Source organism: Streptomyces sp. RPT161, assembly GCF_027533845.1.
GTDB lineage: Bacteria > Actinomycetota > Actinomycetes > Streptomycetales > Streptomycetaceae > Streptantibioticus_A > Streptantibioticus_A silvisoli_A.
In genome coordinates, this window is sequence record NZ_JAPZVN010000025.1 from 40,689 (window position 1) to 55,954 (window position 15,266).

General features: G+C 69.0%; 14 protein-coding genes and 1 riboswitch. Of the genes, 10 read left to right on the forward strand and 4 right to left on the reverse strand.

The genetic code is table 11. The features are described 5' to 3' along the window. The first annotated feature begins 7 nt into the window (after positions 1-7). Positions 8-889, forward strand: a complete 882-nt coding sequence (locus O5O46_RS30945) for a LysR family transcriptional regulator (RefSeq protein ID WP_269858948.1) — start codon at positions 8-10, stop codon at positions 887-889. A 31-nt stretch (positions 890-920) separates the two neighbouring features. On the opposite strand, the gene O5O46_RS30950 is transcribed toward O5O46_RS30945, so the two are convergent. Beyond that, entirely contained in the window at positions 921-1,619 is a 699-nt protein-coding gene (locus O5O46_RS30950) for a (2Fe-2S)-binding protein (protein WP_269858949.1), read from the reverse strand. A gap of 31 nt (positions 1,620-1,650) precedes the next feature. Further along, a riboswitch (cobalamin riboswitch) is annotated at positions 1,651-1,819 on the forward strand. A 36-nt stretch (positions 1,820-1,855) separates the two neighbouring features. On the opposite strand from O5O46_RS30950, the gene O5O46_RS30955 reads away from it, so the two are divergent. From O5O46_RS30955 to O5O46_RS30990, 8 genes are all read left to right on the forward strand, one after another. After that, a complete protein-coding gene (locus O5O46_RS30955; RefSeq protein ID WP_269858950.1) occupies positions 1,856-2,833 on the forward strand; it encodes an ABC transporter substrate-binding protein in 978 nt (325 codons plus the stop codon). Next, positions 2,830-3,849 (forward strand): FecCD family ABC transporter permease, encoded by a 1,020-nt coding sequence (locus O5O46_RS30960; protein WP_269858951.1) that lies wholly within the window; start codon positions 2,830-2,832, stop codon positions 3,847-3,849. The genes O5O46_RS30955 and O5O46_RS30960 overlap by 4 nt, the downstream gene beginning before the upstream one ends. Further along, positions 3,846-4,610 carry an ABC transporter ATP-binding protein gene (locus O5O46_RS30965; protein WP_269858952.1) on the forward strand — a complete coding sequence of 255 codons (765 nt, stop codon included), beginning with the start codon at positions 3,846-3,848 and terminating at the stop codon, positions 4,608-4,610. Before O5O46_RS30960 ends, O5O46_RS30965 begins: the two co-directional genes overlap by 4 nt. A gap of 236 nt (positions 4,611-4,846) precedes the next feature. Next, positions 4,847-5,017 (forward strand): 50S ribosomal protein L32, encoded by a 171-nt coding sequence (gene rpmF, locus O5O46_RS30970; RefSeq protein WP_269858953.1) that lies wholly within the window; start codon positions 4,847-4,849, stop codon positions 5,015-5,017. Between the two features lie 7 nt (positions 5,018-5,024). After that, positions 5,025-6,209, forward strand: a complete 1,185-nt coding sequence (locus O5O46_RS30975) for a GTP-binding protein (RefSeq protein ID WP_269858954.1) — start codon at positions 5,025-5,027, stop codon at positions 6,207-6,209. Between the two features lie 778 nt (positions 6,210-6,987). After that, positions 6,988-8,304 (forward strand): S53 family peptidase, encoded by a 1,317-nt coding sequence (locus tag O5O46_RS30980; RefSeq protein ID WP_269858955.1) that lies wholly within the window; start codon positions 6,988-6,990, stop codon positions 8,302-8,304. Positions 8,305-8,931: 627 nt separating this feature from the next. Then, the gene (locus tag O5O46_RS30985; protein WP_269858956.1) at positions 8,932-9,588 is read left to right on the forward strand and encodes a hypothetical protein; all 657 of its coding nucleotides are present in this window, start codon (positions 8,932-8,934) and stop codon (positions 9,586-9,588) included. A 310-nt stretch (positions 9,589-9,898) separates the two neighbouring features. Further along, positions 9,899-10,600: a flavin reductase family protein gene (locus O5O46_RS30990; protein WP_269858957.1), complete on the forward strand. Its 702-nt coding sequence runs from the start codon at positions 9,899-9,901 to the stop codon at positions 10,598-10,600. A 14-nt stretch (positions 10,601-10,614) separates the two neighbouring features. On the opposite strand, the gene O5O46_RS30995 is transcribed toward O5O46_RS30990, so the two are convergent. From O5O46_RS30995 to O5O46_RS31005, 3 genes are all read right to left on the reverse strand, one after another. Further along, positions 10,615-12,633, reverse strand: a complete 2,019-nt coding sequence (locus tag O5O46_RS30995) for a transglycosylase domain-containing protein (RefSeq protein ID WP_269858958.1) — start codon at positions 12,631-12,633, stop codon at positions 10,615-10,617. Positions 12,634-13,017: 384 nt separating this feature from the next. Next, entirely contained in the window at positions 13,018-13,221 is a 204-nt protein-coding gene (locus O5O46_RS31000; protein ID WP_269858959.1) for a ferredoxin, read from the reverse strand. Between the two features lie 32 nt (positions 13,222-13,253). After that, positions 13,254-14,486 (reverse strand): cytochrome P450, encoded by a 1,233-nt coding sequence (locus tag O5O46_RS31005; protein ID WP_269858960.1) that lies wholly within the window; start codon positions 14,484-14,486, stop codon positions 13,254-13,256. A 178-nt stretch (positions 14,487-14,664) separates the two neighbouring features. On the opposite strand from O5O46_RS31005, the gene O5O46_RS31010 reads away from it, so the two are divergent. Continuing rightward, complete coding sequence (locus O5O46_RS31010; protein ID WP_269858961.1) at positions 14,665-15,252, forward strand: helix-turn-helix domain-containing protein; 588 nt, start codon at positions 14,665-14,667, stop codon at positions 15,250-15,252. Positions 15,253-15,266 lie beyond the last annotated feature (14 nt).

Sequence of the window (15,266 nt, forward strand, 5' to 3'; positions counted from 1 at the left end):
GATGCACATGGATCCGCATCTCCTCCGCACCTTCGTGGCGGTCATCGAGCACGGTTCGTTCTCCGCGGCGGCCCAGGGGCTCGGCTACACGCAGTCCGCGGTCTCGCAGCACATCGCCGCACTGGAGGCTGATCTCGGAACCCGGCTGGTGGAGCGCCGACCGGTCGGACCGACGGCCGCGGGGGAACGGTTGGTGGAACACGCCCGGCCGTTGCTGCTACGCCTTGACGCGGCCCGCGCGGACATCGCCCGGCTCCGGCAGGTGCGGCCCGCACGGCTGGCCGTGGCCTGCGCTCCCATCACACTCACGCCCGCCTTGACCATGGCGCTGGCTCGGGTGCGTGCGGCAACTCCCGGGCTCACGCTCGCAGTCGAGGTGCGCGGCCGGGACGAGGCGGTGCGGGCGGTACTGACCGGCGCGGCGGACGTCGCCCTGGTGGACGGTGTCGCCGCACCCAGCGACCCGTTGCCGCTGCCGGACGCGGGCCCGATGTCCACCCTTGCCGTTGCCGAGGCGCCCCTCGCGATCCTGCTCCCGGCCGACCACCCATTGGCCCGGCGCCCGTCACTGCGCCTCGGGGACCTCGCGGACGCCCACTGGGTGGACGCTCCGGACACGGCCGTCCCCCTCGGCCAGCTACGCTCCGCGGTCCGCTCGGATGGCTTCACTCCGCACATGACGTACGACGGGACCGATGTGCGCGGCCTCGGAGCGCTGGTCGCGAGCGGCCACGGCCTCGCCGCGCTCCCGCTTCCCGCGGCCACCGGCCTCGCCGGGACGGCGGCCGTACGGATCCGCGCGCCGCGCCTGGTGCACCGTACGGAAGTGGTTCACCCTCGGACGCCGACCTCGGCCGTCCGCGCGCTGGTCAGCGAGCTGAACGGCTGACGGCGACAACCACGGCCTGGGGTGGGCTGTTTCAGCGCAGCACGCAGTCTCCGCAGGGAGCGGCGCCGGGCTTGCGGTGATACAGGCAGCAACTGCGCCGTCGGAAAGCCTGGTTGCCCGGCCCGGTGAGCCACTCGCCCAGGCCGCGGTGACTGCCGCGCCCCACCAGCTCACGGCCGATGGTCAGGGCCTGCCGCGCGTGCTCGGGGTGGGCCGTGGCGACCGCCTGGAGTGCCTCCGCGACGGTGGAGGCGGAGTTGCCCCACAGCACTTTCCGGGAGATGGGCAGGAGATCGCGCAGCGCGTTCGCGACAGGCTCCAGCAGCCCGTGTCCCATCGAGTACACCGCTTCCGGCGAAGCCTCCCGACAGGCTGTGGGCCGGGCCAGGTGCAGTGGTACCGCGCCACCCGGTGCGGGCAGCCAGCTCAGGTCACCGCCGGTCAGGTCGAGCAGCAGTCCGTGGCGCAGGTACGCGCCGAGCAGCGGGGACCAGATCCGGGCCGCCAGCCCCTGGAACATGACGGAGGCGGCCACCCGCCGCTCCGCCAGGTCGAGGCGTCGTGCGACACCGTCGACACGGTCGCCGAGCACGCGGCGATCGGTCGCCAACTCGGTCCAGGGGCGGGCGCCGTGGGGTGGTGGACCGGTGCTGACGGTGAAGAAGCGCCCCAAGGCGGCGAGTTGGGGGAGATCCGGGAAGGCACGGTCCGGGTCGATGGATGGTGGCATCGGTCGCGATCCTGCCACAGATGCCGCAGAACATATCCCCTAAGATGTTGGTGGATGCCAGGAAGCCGGTGCAATTCCGGCACGGTCGCGCCACTGTGATCGGGGAGCGAACCTCAACGAAGGCCACGGCCGTAAGGCGGGAAGGCCGAGGGGAGCGCTGATCCGGGAGTCAGGAGACTGGCCCGCTGCTGTACCCCGACTCCGGCCCGGTTCCGGTGAGAGGATCCAACTCCATCATGCGCATGCGCGTGCTTCCCGGCCTCGCGGCGGCCGTCTGCCTGCTGTTCCTGGCGGGCTGCGGCTCGGCCGTGCCCAAGCCCGACCCGACGGGCACCGTCAAGGGCTTCCCGTACACCGTGCACAACTGCGGCGTTACCACCACCTACCGACACCCGCCCACCCGCGCGGTGACGCTCAACCAGCACACCACCGAGATCATGCTGGCGCTGGGACTGCGGAAGTCCATGGTCGGTACCGCCTACCTGGATGACGCGGTCCTGCCGCAGTACCGGGACGCCTACGACTCGGTCAAGGTGCTGGCCAAACGGTATCCCTCCCAGGAGGCGCTGCTCTCCGCCGAACCCGACTTCGTCTACGGCGGCTTCACCAGTGCCTTCGACGAGTCCCAGGGGCGTGGCCGTGCCGCTCTCGCCAAGGACGGCATCAACACCCACCTCAGCATCGAGAACTGCCCTGCCGGCCCGGTGACCGAGACCACCGACGACCAGGAGATCCTGACCATCGGCCGGATCTTCGCCGTGGAGGACCGGGCGAAGGCTCTGGTCGCCTCGATGCACACCGCCTTGGACCGGGTTCGGTCCCAACTCGCCCATGCGAAGCCGGTGAAGGCGTTCGTCTACGACAGCGGCGAGCGGACCGCGTTCACCGCTGGTGGCGCGGGCATCGGCAACGAGATCCTCGAACTGGCCGGTGGCAGCAATGCCTTCGCCGACCTCGACAAACGCTTCGGTGACGTGTCGTTCGAGCAGGTCGCCCAGCGCGCCCCCGACGTCATCGTCATCTACGACTACGGGGAGCAGTCTGTAGCGGCCAAGAAGGCCTTCTTGCTGTCGAACCCGGCGCTCAGGGACGTGCCTGCCATTCGCCACCGGCACTTCGCCGTACTGCCGCTCAGCTCGACGGTGTTGGGTGTGCGGCTGCCTTCGGCGGTCGAGTCGCTGGCCAGGCAGCTGCATCCGGGCGACTTCCGATGACCCGGTACTGGTCGGTGGTCGCGGGGCTGCTCGTCCTGCTGTTCGCGGTCGCCACGTTCGGGGTCGCTCTCGGTTCGGTGGCGGTGCCGCCCGGACAGGTCTGGCGGATCCTGCTGCACAGACTGGCGCCGCCGCTGGTCGGCGCCGACTGGCCGCAGGTCCGGGACACCATCGTGGTGGGCGTCCGACTGCCCAGAGTGCTGCTCGGCGGGACTGTGGGGGCGGGGCTGTCGGTCTGCGGGATGGCACTTCAGGCCCTGGTGCGCAATCCACTCGCGGACCCGGCACTGCTCGGCGTCTCCTCCGGGGCGAGCGTGGGCGCGGTGTTGGTGGTTGTCTGCGGAGTCACCCTGTTCGGACAGTATTCGCTGTCCGCCGCCGCGTTTCTCGGTGGGCTGGTCGCGTTGCTGGTGGTCTACGCTCTGGCGCGATCGGGCGGTCGGATGACGACGGTACGGCTGATCCTGGCCGGGGTGGCCACCGCCCAGGTGCTGTCGGCGGTGGCCAGCTTGCTGATCGTGACGTCCGGCCAACCGCAGCAGGCACAGGCCGCGTTGCAGTGGATGCTGGGTGGGCTGGGCGGCACCGGCTGGGACGGTCTGTGGCTGCCCGCGGTCGCCGTGCTGGCCGGCACCGTCGTACTGCTGGGGACGGCCAGGCAACTCAACCTGCTGCTGGCCGGGGAGGAGGCCGCCGCGGCGCTCGGCCTGGACGTCGGCCGCTTCCGTGGCCTGTTGTTCGTGCTGTGCGCCCTGTTGACCGGGGTGATGGTGGCGGTCAGTGGCGCGATCGGGTTCGTCGGCCTGATGATGCCGCACATTACCCGGCTGCTGGTCGGTGCCAACCACCGGCGCGCCCTGCCTGTCGCCGCGCTGCTCGGCGCGGTCTTCCTGATCGCCGCCGACCTGCTCGCCAGGACGGTGATCCGCCCCGAGGAGATACCTGTCGGCATCGTCACGGCGCTGGTCGGCGGCCCTGCCTTCCTGTGGCTGATGTACCGCAGGGGGCTGGCATGAGCGAGCTGTGTACGGAGTCGGTGACCGTGCTCGCGGGCGGGCGCGCACTGGTCGACGCGGTCTCGCTGCGGGCCGGGCCGGGCGAGGTGCTGGGACTGGTCGGCCCCAACGGCGCCGGGAAGTCAACCCTGTTGCGTACCTGCTACCGGGCGCTGCGGCCGACATCCGGACGGGTGTTGTTGGACGGCGAGGACGTCTGGCGGATGCCCGGGCGGCGGTTTGCCCGCGGGCTGGCCGCGGTGCTTCAGGAGACGCCGGCGGACTTCCAACTGACGGTGCGCGACGTGGTGTTGATGGGGCGTGCGCCGTACCAGCGTGCCTTCCACGGCGAGGGCCGAGAGGACCGGCAGGCCGTTGGCACCGCTCTGGAGGCCTTGGGCGTTGCCGAACTGGCCGAGCGGCGCTTCGATCGGCTCTCCGGCGGCGAGAAGCAGCGGGTGCTGATCGCCAGGGCGCTGGCCCAGCAGCCGTCGGTGATGGTGCTGGACGAGCCGACCAACCATCTCGACCTGCGCCACCAGCTCGACGCCCTCCTGTTGGTAAGGAAGTTGGGGGTCACGGCCGTCATCGCGCTGCATGACCTCAATCTGGCGGCCGCGTTCTGCGATCGCGTCTGTGTGCTGCGCGGCGGTCGGCTGCTGGCCGCCGGGACCCCGGAGGCGGTGCTCACTCCGCGACTGATCGCCGACGTCTACGGAGTGGCCGCGGAAGCCACCCGGCATCCGCGTACCGGGAAGTTGAACATCGTCGTGCTTCCGTAGGTGGGCGAACGTGGTCGCTCGCAACACGTGATCCCGGCGCTGGCTGGGCCTCCGGCTGCCCTGCCGGAGGCCGAACTCTTTTGACGCCAGTACCAGGCCCGGCGACGGGTCGGAGCCGGCCGCCGAGGCTCGCGCCAGTGGGCCGATCCCAGGGCCGGACCTCGCGGGCACGCGATGGAAATGGAATCCATTTCCATGTACGCTCGGGGCTCCACACTCCGAGGAGGACTGGTCCCATGGCCGTGCCGAAGCGCAGGATGTCCCGCAGCAACACCCGTCATCGCCGGGCACAGTGGAAGGCCAGTCGGCCGGACCTGGTGCCCATCACGGTCGACGGCTCGGTCTACCAGGTGCCGCGCAGGCTGGTGAAGGCGTACCAGCGCGGCCTGCTCGACCCGAGGGACTGACCGCACCGTGGCACTGCCCCTCCCCGTGATCGTGCTGTCCGGCTTTCTCGGTTCCGGCAAGACCACCATGCTCAACCACCTGCTGAGCAACCGAGAGGGCCTGCGGGTGGCCGTCATCGTCAACGACATGAGCGAGATCAACATCGACGCCGCGCTGGTACGCGGAGGCGATGCCGCCCTGTCGCGCACCGAGGAACGTCTCGTGGAGATGACCAACGGATGCATCTGCTGCACGCTCAGGGACGACCTGCTGGAGGAGGTCGACCGGCTGGCGCGTGAGGGCCGGTTCGACTACCTGCTCATCGAGTCGAGCGGCATCTCCGAGCCGATGCCGGTCGCGGCGACGTTCGCCTTCCCCCGCGATGACGGCGCCACGCTGGGGGACGTGGCTCGACTGGACACCATGGTCACCGTCGTCGACGCCGCGAACTTCCTGCCCGAGCTGACCACCGGGGACGCACTCGTCGAGCGCGGCCTGGACCAGTACGAGGACGACGAGCGCACTGTCAGTGACCTGTTGGTGGACCAGATCGAGTTCGCCGACGTCATCGTGCTCAACAAGCTGGACCTGGTGGACGAGAACCAGGCCGCCACCCTGCGCGCAGCGCTGACCAGGCTCAATCCCGCCGCGCGGATCGTGTCCGCGCGGTACGGACGGGTGGCTCCGGCGGACGTGCTGGGCACCAACCGCTTCGATCTGGAACGCGCGCAGCAAGCTCCCGGCTGGGTAATGGAGTTGAACGGCGACCACGTCCCGGAGACCGAGGAGTACGGGATCTCCAGCACCGTCTTCCGCGCCGACCGGGCGTTCCACCCCGGCAGGCTCTGGGAGTTCGTCACCAGCGGCCTGGACAGCGGGGCGTACGGCGACATCCTCCGCTCGAAGGGCTTCTTCTGGCTCGCCAGCCGCCCGCACCTGACAGGCATCTGGTCACAGGCCGGCGCGGTCGCCCGTTTCGAACCCTCGGGCACGCGGGACGCGCACACCGAGCAGGGCCAGGAACTCGTCTTCATCGGCACCGGGCTACGGCCCGAAGCCCTGCACAGCGCCCTCACCGCGTGCCTCGCGGCCGACGATGACCCCGTCGCGGCCTACGACCCTTTCCCCGCCTGGGACTTGCTCGGCGGGGACGGCGCGGTCTGCGACCATGAGGACACCGTCCTGGTGGCTTCCGGTGATCAGGCGGGCTGACGAGACCGCCTTGTCGAAGAACGGCGGTAGCCGGTCGACGAACTCGCCCGGCGCCACGATCATCGACCGGCCGCGGAACGCGCAGTCGATGAACAACTCCAGGTGCATCATCGTCTTGTTGGCCACGGACGTGGTCAACCCGGCGTGCCAGTCATAGCCGTTGAGCGAGGCGACGGACTCGTTGGCGATCACCGTCTGCCCCAGCGTGGGACTGGCCCCACCCGGGCAGGGCGTGTTGTAGTTCGCGTGCTCGTAGAGGGCGTAGTAGCCCTCCGGGCAGGTGTCCCGGCCAGCGGTATGGACGCACCGCACGGGCATGGCGAGCTCCTGGGTGTTGGTGACACGACTCGCTGAAGGGCCCACGAACGACTTCGTGGGTCCTTCGGTCCGCACCAACTCTTGCCGAGGATGTGCCGGGCGGCGCGAGACACTCGCCCAATCGGGGGATCCGCGCCCCGAGAAATCCGCTTCCCGGCTCAGGCAGGGCTCACCGCACCCGCCGACGAATCGCACCCCACCAGGAGTGCCCGGCCTTGACGAGTGCGGAACGTTCACCAGCCGACCCACCGGCCATGCCCCGGCGCCAGCCGTCAGTGAGTGGCACCCGGGTAGTGCCCTGGATGGCCCAGCCCGCAGACGGCGGGGCCGTCCCGTGGTCCTTACTCCCTTGGAGTGTTTCTGGAGGGTAAAGATGACGGAATTACAGTGCGCGGCGGATGGTGTGTTGTGGTGCCATAGTGCGCGTCGAGGTCCGCGTGATTCGCATGAGAGGACTGTCATGAACCTGACTTTTTCGCGGCGTCTTAGGCTGCTCGCGGGTGCCGCCCTCTCCGCCGCGCTGGCCTTCGCTCCAGCCATGGGCACGTACGCGACCGCCGGCCCGGCGCGCACCGTACCGGCCCCGCAGGCCGGGCCGCAGCGAGCGAAGGACGCGAACCCGGTGTTCAGCGCACCGGTGAGCACCAGCGAATGCCGTAAGCGGATCGGCCGCGGCTGCTACTCACCCCTCCAGTACCGCGCCGCCTACGACTTGGCGCCGCTGTTCGCCAAGGGAATCACCGGCAAGGGGCGAACGATCGTCATCGTGGACTCGTTCGGCTCACCCACCATCCAGCACGACCTGGATGTCTTCGACCGGCAGTGGGGTTTGCCGAACACCGCCGTCGACGTCGTCAAATGGGGCAAGGTACCGCCGTTCAACCCCAAGGACCCCGACCAGAACGGCTGGGCGGACGAAACCACCCTTGATGTCGAGGCCGCCCACGCTATGGCACCCGGCGCACACATCGTGCTCGTGGAAACCGCCGTCGCCGAGACCGAAGGCCCCGTTGGCGTGCCGGAGATGATGAGCGCGATCAACCATCTCGTCAACGAAGGCAAGGGCGATGTCGTCTCGATGAGCTGGGCCACCAGCGAGGCCGAGTTCCCCGGCTTCGCCCAGGGCGACTACACCAGCCTGACCACGCTCCGGTACGCCTTCGCCAACGCGGCCCGGCACGGTGTGACGCTCACCGCCAGCTCCGGCGACGGCGGCGGGCACGCCAACCGGCTCGACTCCGCCTGGCCCGCCGGTGACCCGCTGGTCACCGCCGTCGGCGGCACCGAACTCCACCTGGACGACGCAGGCAAGCGCATCGCACCCGACAGTGCCTGGTCGGGCAGTGGCGGAGACCACTCCAAGGTGTTCGCCCGCCCCACCTACCAGTACCCCGTGCGCAACGTCGTCGGCGCACACCGCGGCACCCCGGACATCAGCATGGCCGCATCAACCAACGGCGCCCTGTGGCTGTACTCCAGCTATGACCCGACCCGGGTCGGCTGGACCGCGGGCGGCAACGGCACCAGTGAGGCATCGCCGTTGTTCGCCGGCATCGTGGCGCTGGCCGACCAGGCAGCCGGGCACCGGCTCGGCGTCATCGACCGGCTCCTGTACCGCCTCTACGGCCACTCGCGCACCGGCCTCGTGGACGTCACCACCGGTCGCACCGGTCCCGGTGGTTTCTCCGCCGGGCCCGGATACGACCAGGCGACCGGCCTCGGCACGGTTGACGCCAATCTGCTCGTGCACGCTCTGGCCCGGCGGTCGGCGAGTTGAGGGTGCTGCCGCTGCCTTCCTGACCGGCGCCCGTGAACCAGCACGTCAACCAGCTGACGAGCCCGTTCATCCCAGCAGTGGCTGCTGTTCCACAACGAAATCAGCCGCCGGACACGGCCGCGTGAAGGCGTCATCCGCCGTGCGAACCACGGGCGGAAACCACCAGGCCCCGGGCCCTCGCCGAAGTCGTCCAGCTCCACCGCGCCTTGGTGGAGCTGGACGACTTCGTGGCATGACCTCGGTCACCAACCTTGTGTTGATGCGTTCCAGCAGGCATGATGCGCGCACAGCCCGGCCGTTGCACCTCGGCCGCGGAACTGGATGTGGGGCGTGGCCAGTTGCCGTTCGTGTGGTGCAGGCAACGTCCCACTCCGTCCGTGCCGAAGTCCCGTTCGGGTAGGGGACATTACTGGCGGCGGTGAGGAAACTTCGGATACGAGGCAGGCCGCTGAGTACGCGAAGTGTGGTAAACCGCCGTAAGGTGTCCGCCAGTGGGTGCGCGGTCGTGGCCCTGCCTGTGTGGACAAGGCGCCATGAACGAGTGCACGCGAAGGGGGGCACGGGTTCCCGCTGTGGACGGCGCGGACCCGCGTTGACAACCGCTACGAACGAATGAGGAACACGACGGTGGCAGCCACCTTCGACACACATGACGGTATTGAAACCACGATCTCGTTGCTGCAGGACGAGCTTCCCCGGTTGCAGGAGCAGCAGCAGACGCTGGAGAAGCAGCTCGCGGCGGTCACCGAAAGGGAGACCGCGGTCCGTGAGGCACTGCGCAGCCTCCAGACGTTGGCTTCCGCCGCGCCGGTCCCCGAAGTAGCCGCTGACCTGCGGAAGGCAGCAGCGGCCGCAGGGGTCACGGCAGCAGCGGAACAGCCGCGAGAGGTCGCGGTGCCTGCGCCCCGGCAGGCCGAGGAGCAGACCACCGAGGCCGCCGAAGAGGCCCCGGCCGACGCAAAGCCGGCCACTGCTCCCACCAAGGCACGGCGGTCCGCGGGCCGCGCCCGGAAGAAGGTCGCGAAGGCCGCCCAGGCCACCAAGAAGGCTCCGGCAGCCAAGGCCGCGAAGGTCGCCAAGCGGACCCGCGGGTTGAGCGAGAGCATCGTGACCTGCCTGGGCGAGGCCGACGGTCCGCTGCGGGCCGGTGAGGTCAACCAGGCGCTGGGCCGCGACAACACCTCCGGCAGCGTCAACTCCGTGCGCACCGCGCTGGAGCGGCTGGCGGCGGCGTCCCGTGTGCAGCGTGCGGGCCGCGGGCTGTACCAGATCGCCAAGGGCTGATCCTCCGGCGGAGCAGGCCATCGCACCGTGCGAGCGCGATGGCGTACCGGCCTTCGGGCCGGTGGTGTCTTCGACGCCGGTGATGGACAGGGCGGCATGGTCGTGCCGCATCCCATGTCGCCCTGTCTGATTGGGGGCCGAACCCCCGTTGCATCGTGGCGACTTCCGCCGCGGCGGCCTCGGCCCTCATCACGGGGCACGCCCACCGGGCCGGTAGTGCCACGTCTGATCACCGCCAGCGGTGACCACCTCAACGCGGCAGGGTGGCCAGCGGTAACAGTCAACGCACCGCTGGAAGTGAGCCCCAAGCGTGAACCACTCCGCGCCGCACCGTGAGATGGAACCGGCGATCCTGTACTTCGGCACGCCCGTCGTCCTCATCAGCACGCTCAACCCCGATCAGACACCCAACCTCGCTCCCATGTCCTCGGCGTTCTGGTTGGGTTGGCGCGCGGTCCTGGGCATGGCGGCAAGTTCGCAGACCGTTCAGAACCTGCTGCGGACCGGTGAGTGCGTACTCAACCTGCCGTCGGCAACGCAGGCCGCGGCCGTCGACCGCCTCGCACGTACCACGGCAGCCGATCCGGTTCCACCCACCAAGCAGCGCCGCGGCTACCGCCACGAGCGCGACAAGTTCGGCACCGCGGGGCTGTCAGCCGTGGCGTCCGCGACGGTTGGACCGCCGCGTGCCCTGGAATGCCCTGTGCACCTGGAGGCGGTGCTCGCGGCCGTGCATCCGATGTCCGCGGATGACGAACAGCTGAACGGCCGGATCGTCACGATGGAAGTGCGAGTCCAGAAGGTCCATGTGCACCCCGGCATAGCCATGGACGGGACGGCCGACCGCGTCGACCCGGACAAGTGGCGGCCACTCGTCATGAGCTTCCAGAAGTTCTACGGCCTTGGCCCGCAGGTCCACCCCTCCACGCTCGCCGAGATCGACGAGGAGCTCTACCGCAGCCCCGACACCGAGCGGGCGCGTCTGGCCCCGGTGAGGGGCGCGCACCGCTAGTCAGTCGGCAGGCCTCACCCACCGTCCGTACCGGATCCGTTGGGCAGTCGTACCAGCGAGAAGCGCCCGGCGGGGGTCCCGGCCAGGGCTCCTTCCATGGCGTCCTGCCAGATGGGACCGGCGAGGGTGCCGCCGAACGCCTGGCCGACGATGTCGCCGCCGATGCTCTGGCCGTCCAGGTCCTGAGTGTTGCTGGTGTCGCTGACCACGGTGGCGCCGGACAGCTCCGGGGTGTAACCGACGAACCAGACCTGCTTGCTGGCATCGGTGGTGCCCGTCTTGCCCGCGTTGTCGCGGTCGGTGAGCCCGGCGGGCTTGCCGGTGCCGTCCTGGACCACGCCCTTGAGCATGGTGGTGATGGTGTCGGCGGTCTGCGCCGACATCACCCGCGTGCAGTTGGACCGTGGTACGGCCAGGTTCCGATGGTCGGCTGTGGTCACCGAGGTGATGGCGACCGGTGAGCAGTAGACGCCGTGGTTGGCGAACGTCGCGTAGACGTTCGCCATTTCCAGTGGGGTGAGGTCGTTGCTGCCCAGGGTGAGGGAGGGCACGACCTGCAGCGCCGCGCCGTTGGCCTGGTCGGTGATGCCGAGCTTGTTGGCCATGTCGGCGACGTTGCACAGGCCGGTGTCGGCCTCCAGTTGGGCGAAGTAGGTGTTGACCGACTGCGCCATCGCGGCAGGCATGGCGAACGGGCCGACCAGTGAGGTGCTGTCGTTGTGCACCTCGCCGCCTTGCGGGTAGTCGTGTCCCGCGCAGTCGGCCATGTCCGGCCAGGGCATGGAGTACGGGGAGGGGTATCGCTGGGACGGCTGGAGACCGTCCTCCAACGCGGCTGCCGCGACGATCGGTTTGAACGTCGATCCGGTTGGAAAGCCCAAGCCGCCGCCCATCGCGGCGCCGACGTTGAGGTTGATCTCCGTCTGATTCGGTCCGACACCGTAGTCACGGCTCTGCCCCATGGCGACGATCGCGCCGCTGCCGGGTCGCACCAGGGTCATGGCCGTGGCGGCCTGGTCCGTGGTGTAGACGTGCGAGGTCACGGACCGCTGCAGCGCCTGCTGTGCCCTGGGGTCCAGTGTGGTGTGGATCTGCAACCCGCCTCGCTGCCACAGTGCTTGGCGTTGTGCTGCCGTCCTGCCGAAGGACGGGTCGCTGAGCACGATGTGGCGTACGTAGTCGCAGAAGAACCCCTCGCCCTGTTGTGCGGTGATGCAACCCTGCCGCGGCGTGCTGACCCTGAGCTGAATCGGGGTTCGGATCGCCTGTTGCGCCTGGGCGGAGGTGATGCTCCCGTACTGGGCCATCTTGCGCAGTACGGTGTCGCGGCGCTGCTTGGCGACTGCTGGGTGCACGGTCGGGTCGTAGGACGACGGTGACTGGACCAGTCCGGCGAGCAGCGCGGCCTGCGGGAGCGACAGGTCCTTGGCGTGGACGCTGAAGTACCGTTCAGCCGCGGCCTCGACCCCGTAAGCCTGTTCGCCGAAGTAAGTGATGTTGAGGTAGTTGGTGAGGATCTGGTCCTTGCTCAGGGTCTGCTCGACCTTGATCGCATAGCGCAGTTCCTGGACCTTGCGGCCGAGAGTCTGCCGCTGGGCCTGCAGCACGGCCCGCTGGTCGTTGCCCGCCTCCTCGACGAACACGTTCTTGACGTACTGCTGGGTCAGGGTGGAGGCGCCCTGCACGACACCACCACTGGCCGCGTTGGTGTTGAGCGCACGCAGAACGCCCTTCACGTCGATGGCACCGTGCTGGTAGAAGCGGTGGTCCTCGATGTCGACCAGCGCGGTGCGCATGACGGGGGCGATCTGGTCCTCGGGTACGACGGTCCGGTCGCGGTCGTAGACGGTGGCGATGAGGCCGCCGTCGGCATCGTAGATCGACGTCGCCTGGGCCAGCGGGGGTGCTTTGAGGTCGTCGGGCAGGTCGTTGAAGTCCTCGGTCGCTGACTTGGCACTGACCCCGATGGCGCCTACGGCGGGCAGTGCGAGACCCGCCGCCAGTACCCCGGCCAGAACGCTTGTACCCATCATGCGGCAGGCAAGACGGATCTTGGACGGGGCTCGACCCGAATCCGTTAGCGGCATAGATCGCACGGTACGTCGCTTGGCTGTGTAAGGAACCTGTTGTGTGCGGCGGGTTCCGCATCGACCCCCGGGCGTCAACTGGCGTTGAGGCCCGGGTCACCCGACCGACCGCCGTCGACAGGGCCGTGACGCAGACGGGCCGACACCACCAGCCACCTGGATCGTCCAGCGGTACCGTGGCACCAGCTTACTTGTGCGGAGACGCGGCAGCGGGCTGGGAGGTTGCCACGCAGGCCGCAACCGCCGCTCGGCGGTTGCGGGTTCCCGTCACCATCACGAAGTGCGGCATGATCGGCTGGGCGCGCAAGGCGTCGGCGTAGGGGCCGCCCCTCAGCCCTCGTCCTCGCCCAGCGACAGCGCGCGTGACGGGCACAGGTCGACGGCCTCCCGCACGGTCTTGGCGTACTCCGGCCCCGGTCGCTCCGCCAGCAGCCGTACCCGGCCGTCGTCGTCGCTCTGGTCGAAGACCGCTGGCTCGGTGAGCACACACTGACCGGAGCCCACACACACTTCCCTGTCGGCCTGGATCCGCATGACCAACTCCCTTTCGTCGTGTGTACGCAAGTTCACCAGGTGACGGGCAGTTGGTACAGGCCGTAGATGGTCGCGTCGTCCTTGAACGGCAGTTCGGCGACGGGCGCGGCCAGTCGTAGGCCGGGGACGCGGGCGAAGAGTGTGGTGAACACGATCTCAAGTTCCATCCGGGCCAGGTTCTGCCCCAGGCACTGGTGGATCCCGTAGCCGAATGCCACATGGTGTCGGCCGCCGCGTTGGATGTCCAACTCGTCGGCCCGGCCGAAGGCAACGCCGTCGCGGTTGGCCCCGCCGACGCTCAGCGCGACCCCGTCGCCCGCGTGGATGGTGACTCCGCCGATCTCGATGTCGGCCAGTGCCACCCGGGGAATGGCGTCGACAATGCTGAAGTACCGCAGCAGTTCCTCGACCGTCTGGCCGACCAGTGCCGGATCGGCCCTCAGCTGGTCGAGTTGTTGGGGATTCTGCAACAGTCCGGCCGTACCCAGCGAGATCATGTTCGCGGTGGTCTCGTGTCCGGCCAGCAGCAGCAACGCGGCCAGGCCGACCAGCAGTTCATGCGTGAACACCTCTGCTTCGCGGTTGCGCAAGATCAACCGGCCTAGCAGGTCGTCGCTCGGCTCCCGCTCCTTGGCCGTGACCAGTTCGTCCAGGAAGCCGCGCAGGGCACGGATCGCCGCGGACCGATCTTCCGGACTGGCGTTGAAACTCACCACCGTCCTGGTCCGGCTCTGGAAGAAGTCACGGTCCGCGTAGGGGACACCCAGCAACTCGCAGATCACCATGGACGGAACCGGAAGCGACAGCGCGCTCACGAGGTCCGCGGGACGTGGACCGGCCAGGAGGTCGGCGACACAGCCCTCCGCGATCTCCTGGATGCGTGGCCGTAGGGCCTGCACTCGTTTCACCGTGAACTCGGTGATGAGCATGCGCCGATGCGTCGAGTGCCGAGGTGCGTCGAGACCGATGAGCGCGTTGGCGATGGGGGCGAAGTCCTGCTGTGCCTGCGCCTGCAACGACGGGACGGGTGTCGGCAGATTGGGGTGCGTACGGTCGGAACTCAGCCGTGGATCCGTCAGCAACTGGCGTAGGAGGTCATGCCGGGTGACTAACCATGCGGTTCGGTCACCGGGCAGGGCGACTCGGGCGATGGGCCGTTCCGCGCGGAGCGCCGAGTACTGCTCGGGTGGATCGAAGGGACAGCCCCTGGCCATCGGGAAGGCGGGCAACTCACGGGTGGGGGCGCTTGTGGAGACGTCGGTCATGTCTACTCCCAACCTCTTTTCGGAGGATGTGAATGTGACTCTCTTTAAAGAGTAGACGTTAATTGTCAGTAACCTTCAAGAATTTCTGGGAGAGGTTGTCGGCAAGACGCGGGCAGCGTTACTGGCCGCCGTGAGAGAGGGTTGCAATCGCCCATGCCGTTTCGGCAAGCTGCCAGGTATGGACGATCTCACCGATGTGCTGGCGGCCGTGGGCCCGCGGCTGCGAGAACTGCGCCGACAGCACAGCATGACCCTGGCAGACCTCGCGGAGGCGACCGGCATCTCGGAGAGCACCCTGTCCCGGCTGGAGAGCGGTGGCCGCCGCCCCAACCTGGAACTGCTGCTCCCACTGGCCCGCGCCTACGGTGTGCCGCTGGACGAGCTCGTCGGAGCGCCGCACACCGGTGACCCGCGGGTGCATCTACGCCCTGTCCGGCGCAACGGGGTGACGTTCGTGCCGCTGACCCGGCGCGCCGGAGGACTGCAGGCGCACAAGATGGTGATCCCGCCCAGGCGCGGGGACGACGACCCCGACCTGAAGACACACGAGGGGTACGAGTGGCTGTACGTCCTCAACGGCAGACTGCGGCTGCTGCTCGGGCAGCACGACCTGATCCTCAAGCCGGGTGAGGTCGCGGAGTTCGACACACATCTGCCGCACTGGATGGGGGCCGCGGACGACGAACCGGTGGAACTGCTCGTCCTGTTCGGCCAGCAGGGCGAACGCGCTCACCTGCGTGCCCGTCCGGCCTCACCCCGTCAGTAGGCACACCTCATGGC

Bases quoted from the DNA above. Each gene is read 5' to 3' on its own strand.
- O5O46_RS31005 (WP_269858960.1), bottom strand. From the start codon at position 14,486: ATGACCGACGTCTCCACAAGCGCCCCCACCCGTGAGTTGCCCGCCTTC.
- O5O46_RS30955 (WP_269858950.1), top strand. From the start codon at position 1,856: ATGCGCATGCGCGTGCTTCCCGGCCTCGCGGCGGCCGTCTGCCTGCTG.
- O5O46_RS30950 (WP_269858949.1), bottom strand. From the start codon at position 1,619: ATGCCACCATCCATCGACCCGGACCGTGCCTTCCCGGATCTCCCCCAA.
- O5O46_RS31000 (WP_269858959.1), bottom strand. From the start codon at position 13,221: ATGCGGATCCAGGCCGACAGGGAAGTGTGTGTGGGCTCCGGTCAGTGT.
- O5O46_RS30945 (WP_269858948.1), top strand. From the start codon at position 8: ATGGATCCGCATCTCCTCCGCACCTTCGTGGCGGTCATCGAGCACGGT.
- O5O46_RS30965 (WP_269858952.1), top strand. From the start codon at position 3,846: ATGAGCGAGCTGTGTACGGAGTCGGTGACCGTGCTCGCGGGCGGGCGC.
- O5O46_RS31010 (WP_269858961.1), top strand. From the start codon at position 14,665: ATGGACGATCTCACCGATGTGCTGGCGGCCGTGGGCCCGCGGCTGCGA.
- O5O46_RS30995 (WP_269858958.1), bottom strand. From the start codon at position 12,633: ATGATGGGTACAAGCGTTCTGGCCGGGGTACTGGCGGCGGGTCTCGCA.
- O5O46_RS30960 (WP_269858951.1), top strand. From the start codon at position 2,830: ATGACCCGGTACTGGTCGGTGGTCGCGGGGCTGCTCGTCCTGCTGTTC.
- O5O46_RS30980 (WP_269858955.1), top strand. From the start codon at position 6,988: ATGAACCTGACTTTTTCGCGGCGTCTTAGGCTGCTCGCGGGTGCCGCC.
- rpmF (WP_269858953.1), top strand. From the start codon at position 4,847: ATGGCCGTGCCGAAGCGCAGGATGTCCCGCAGCAACACCCGTCATCGC.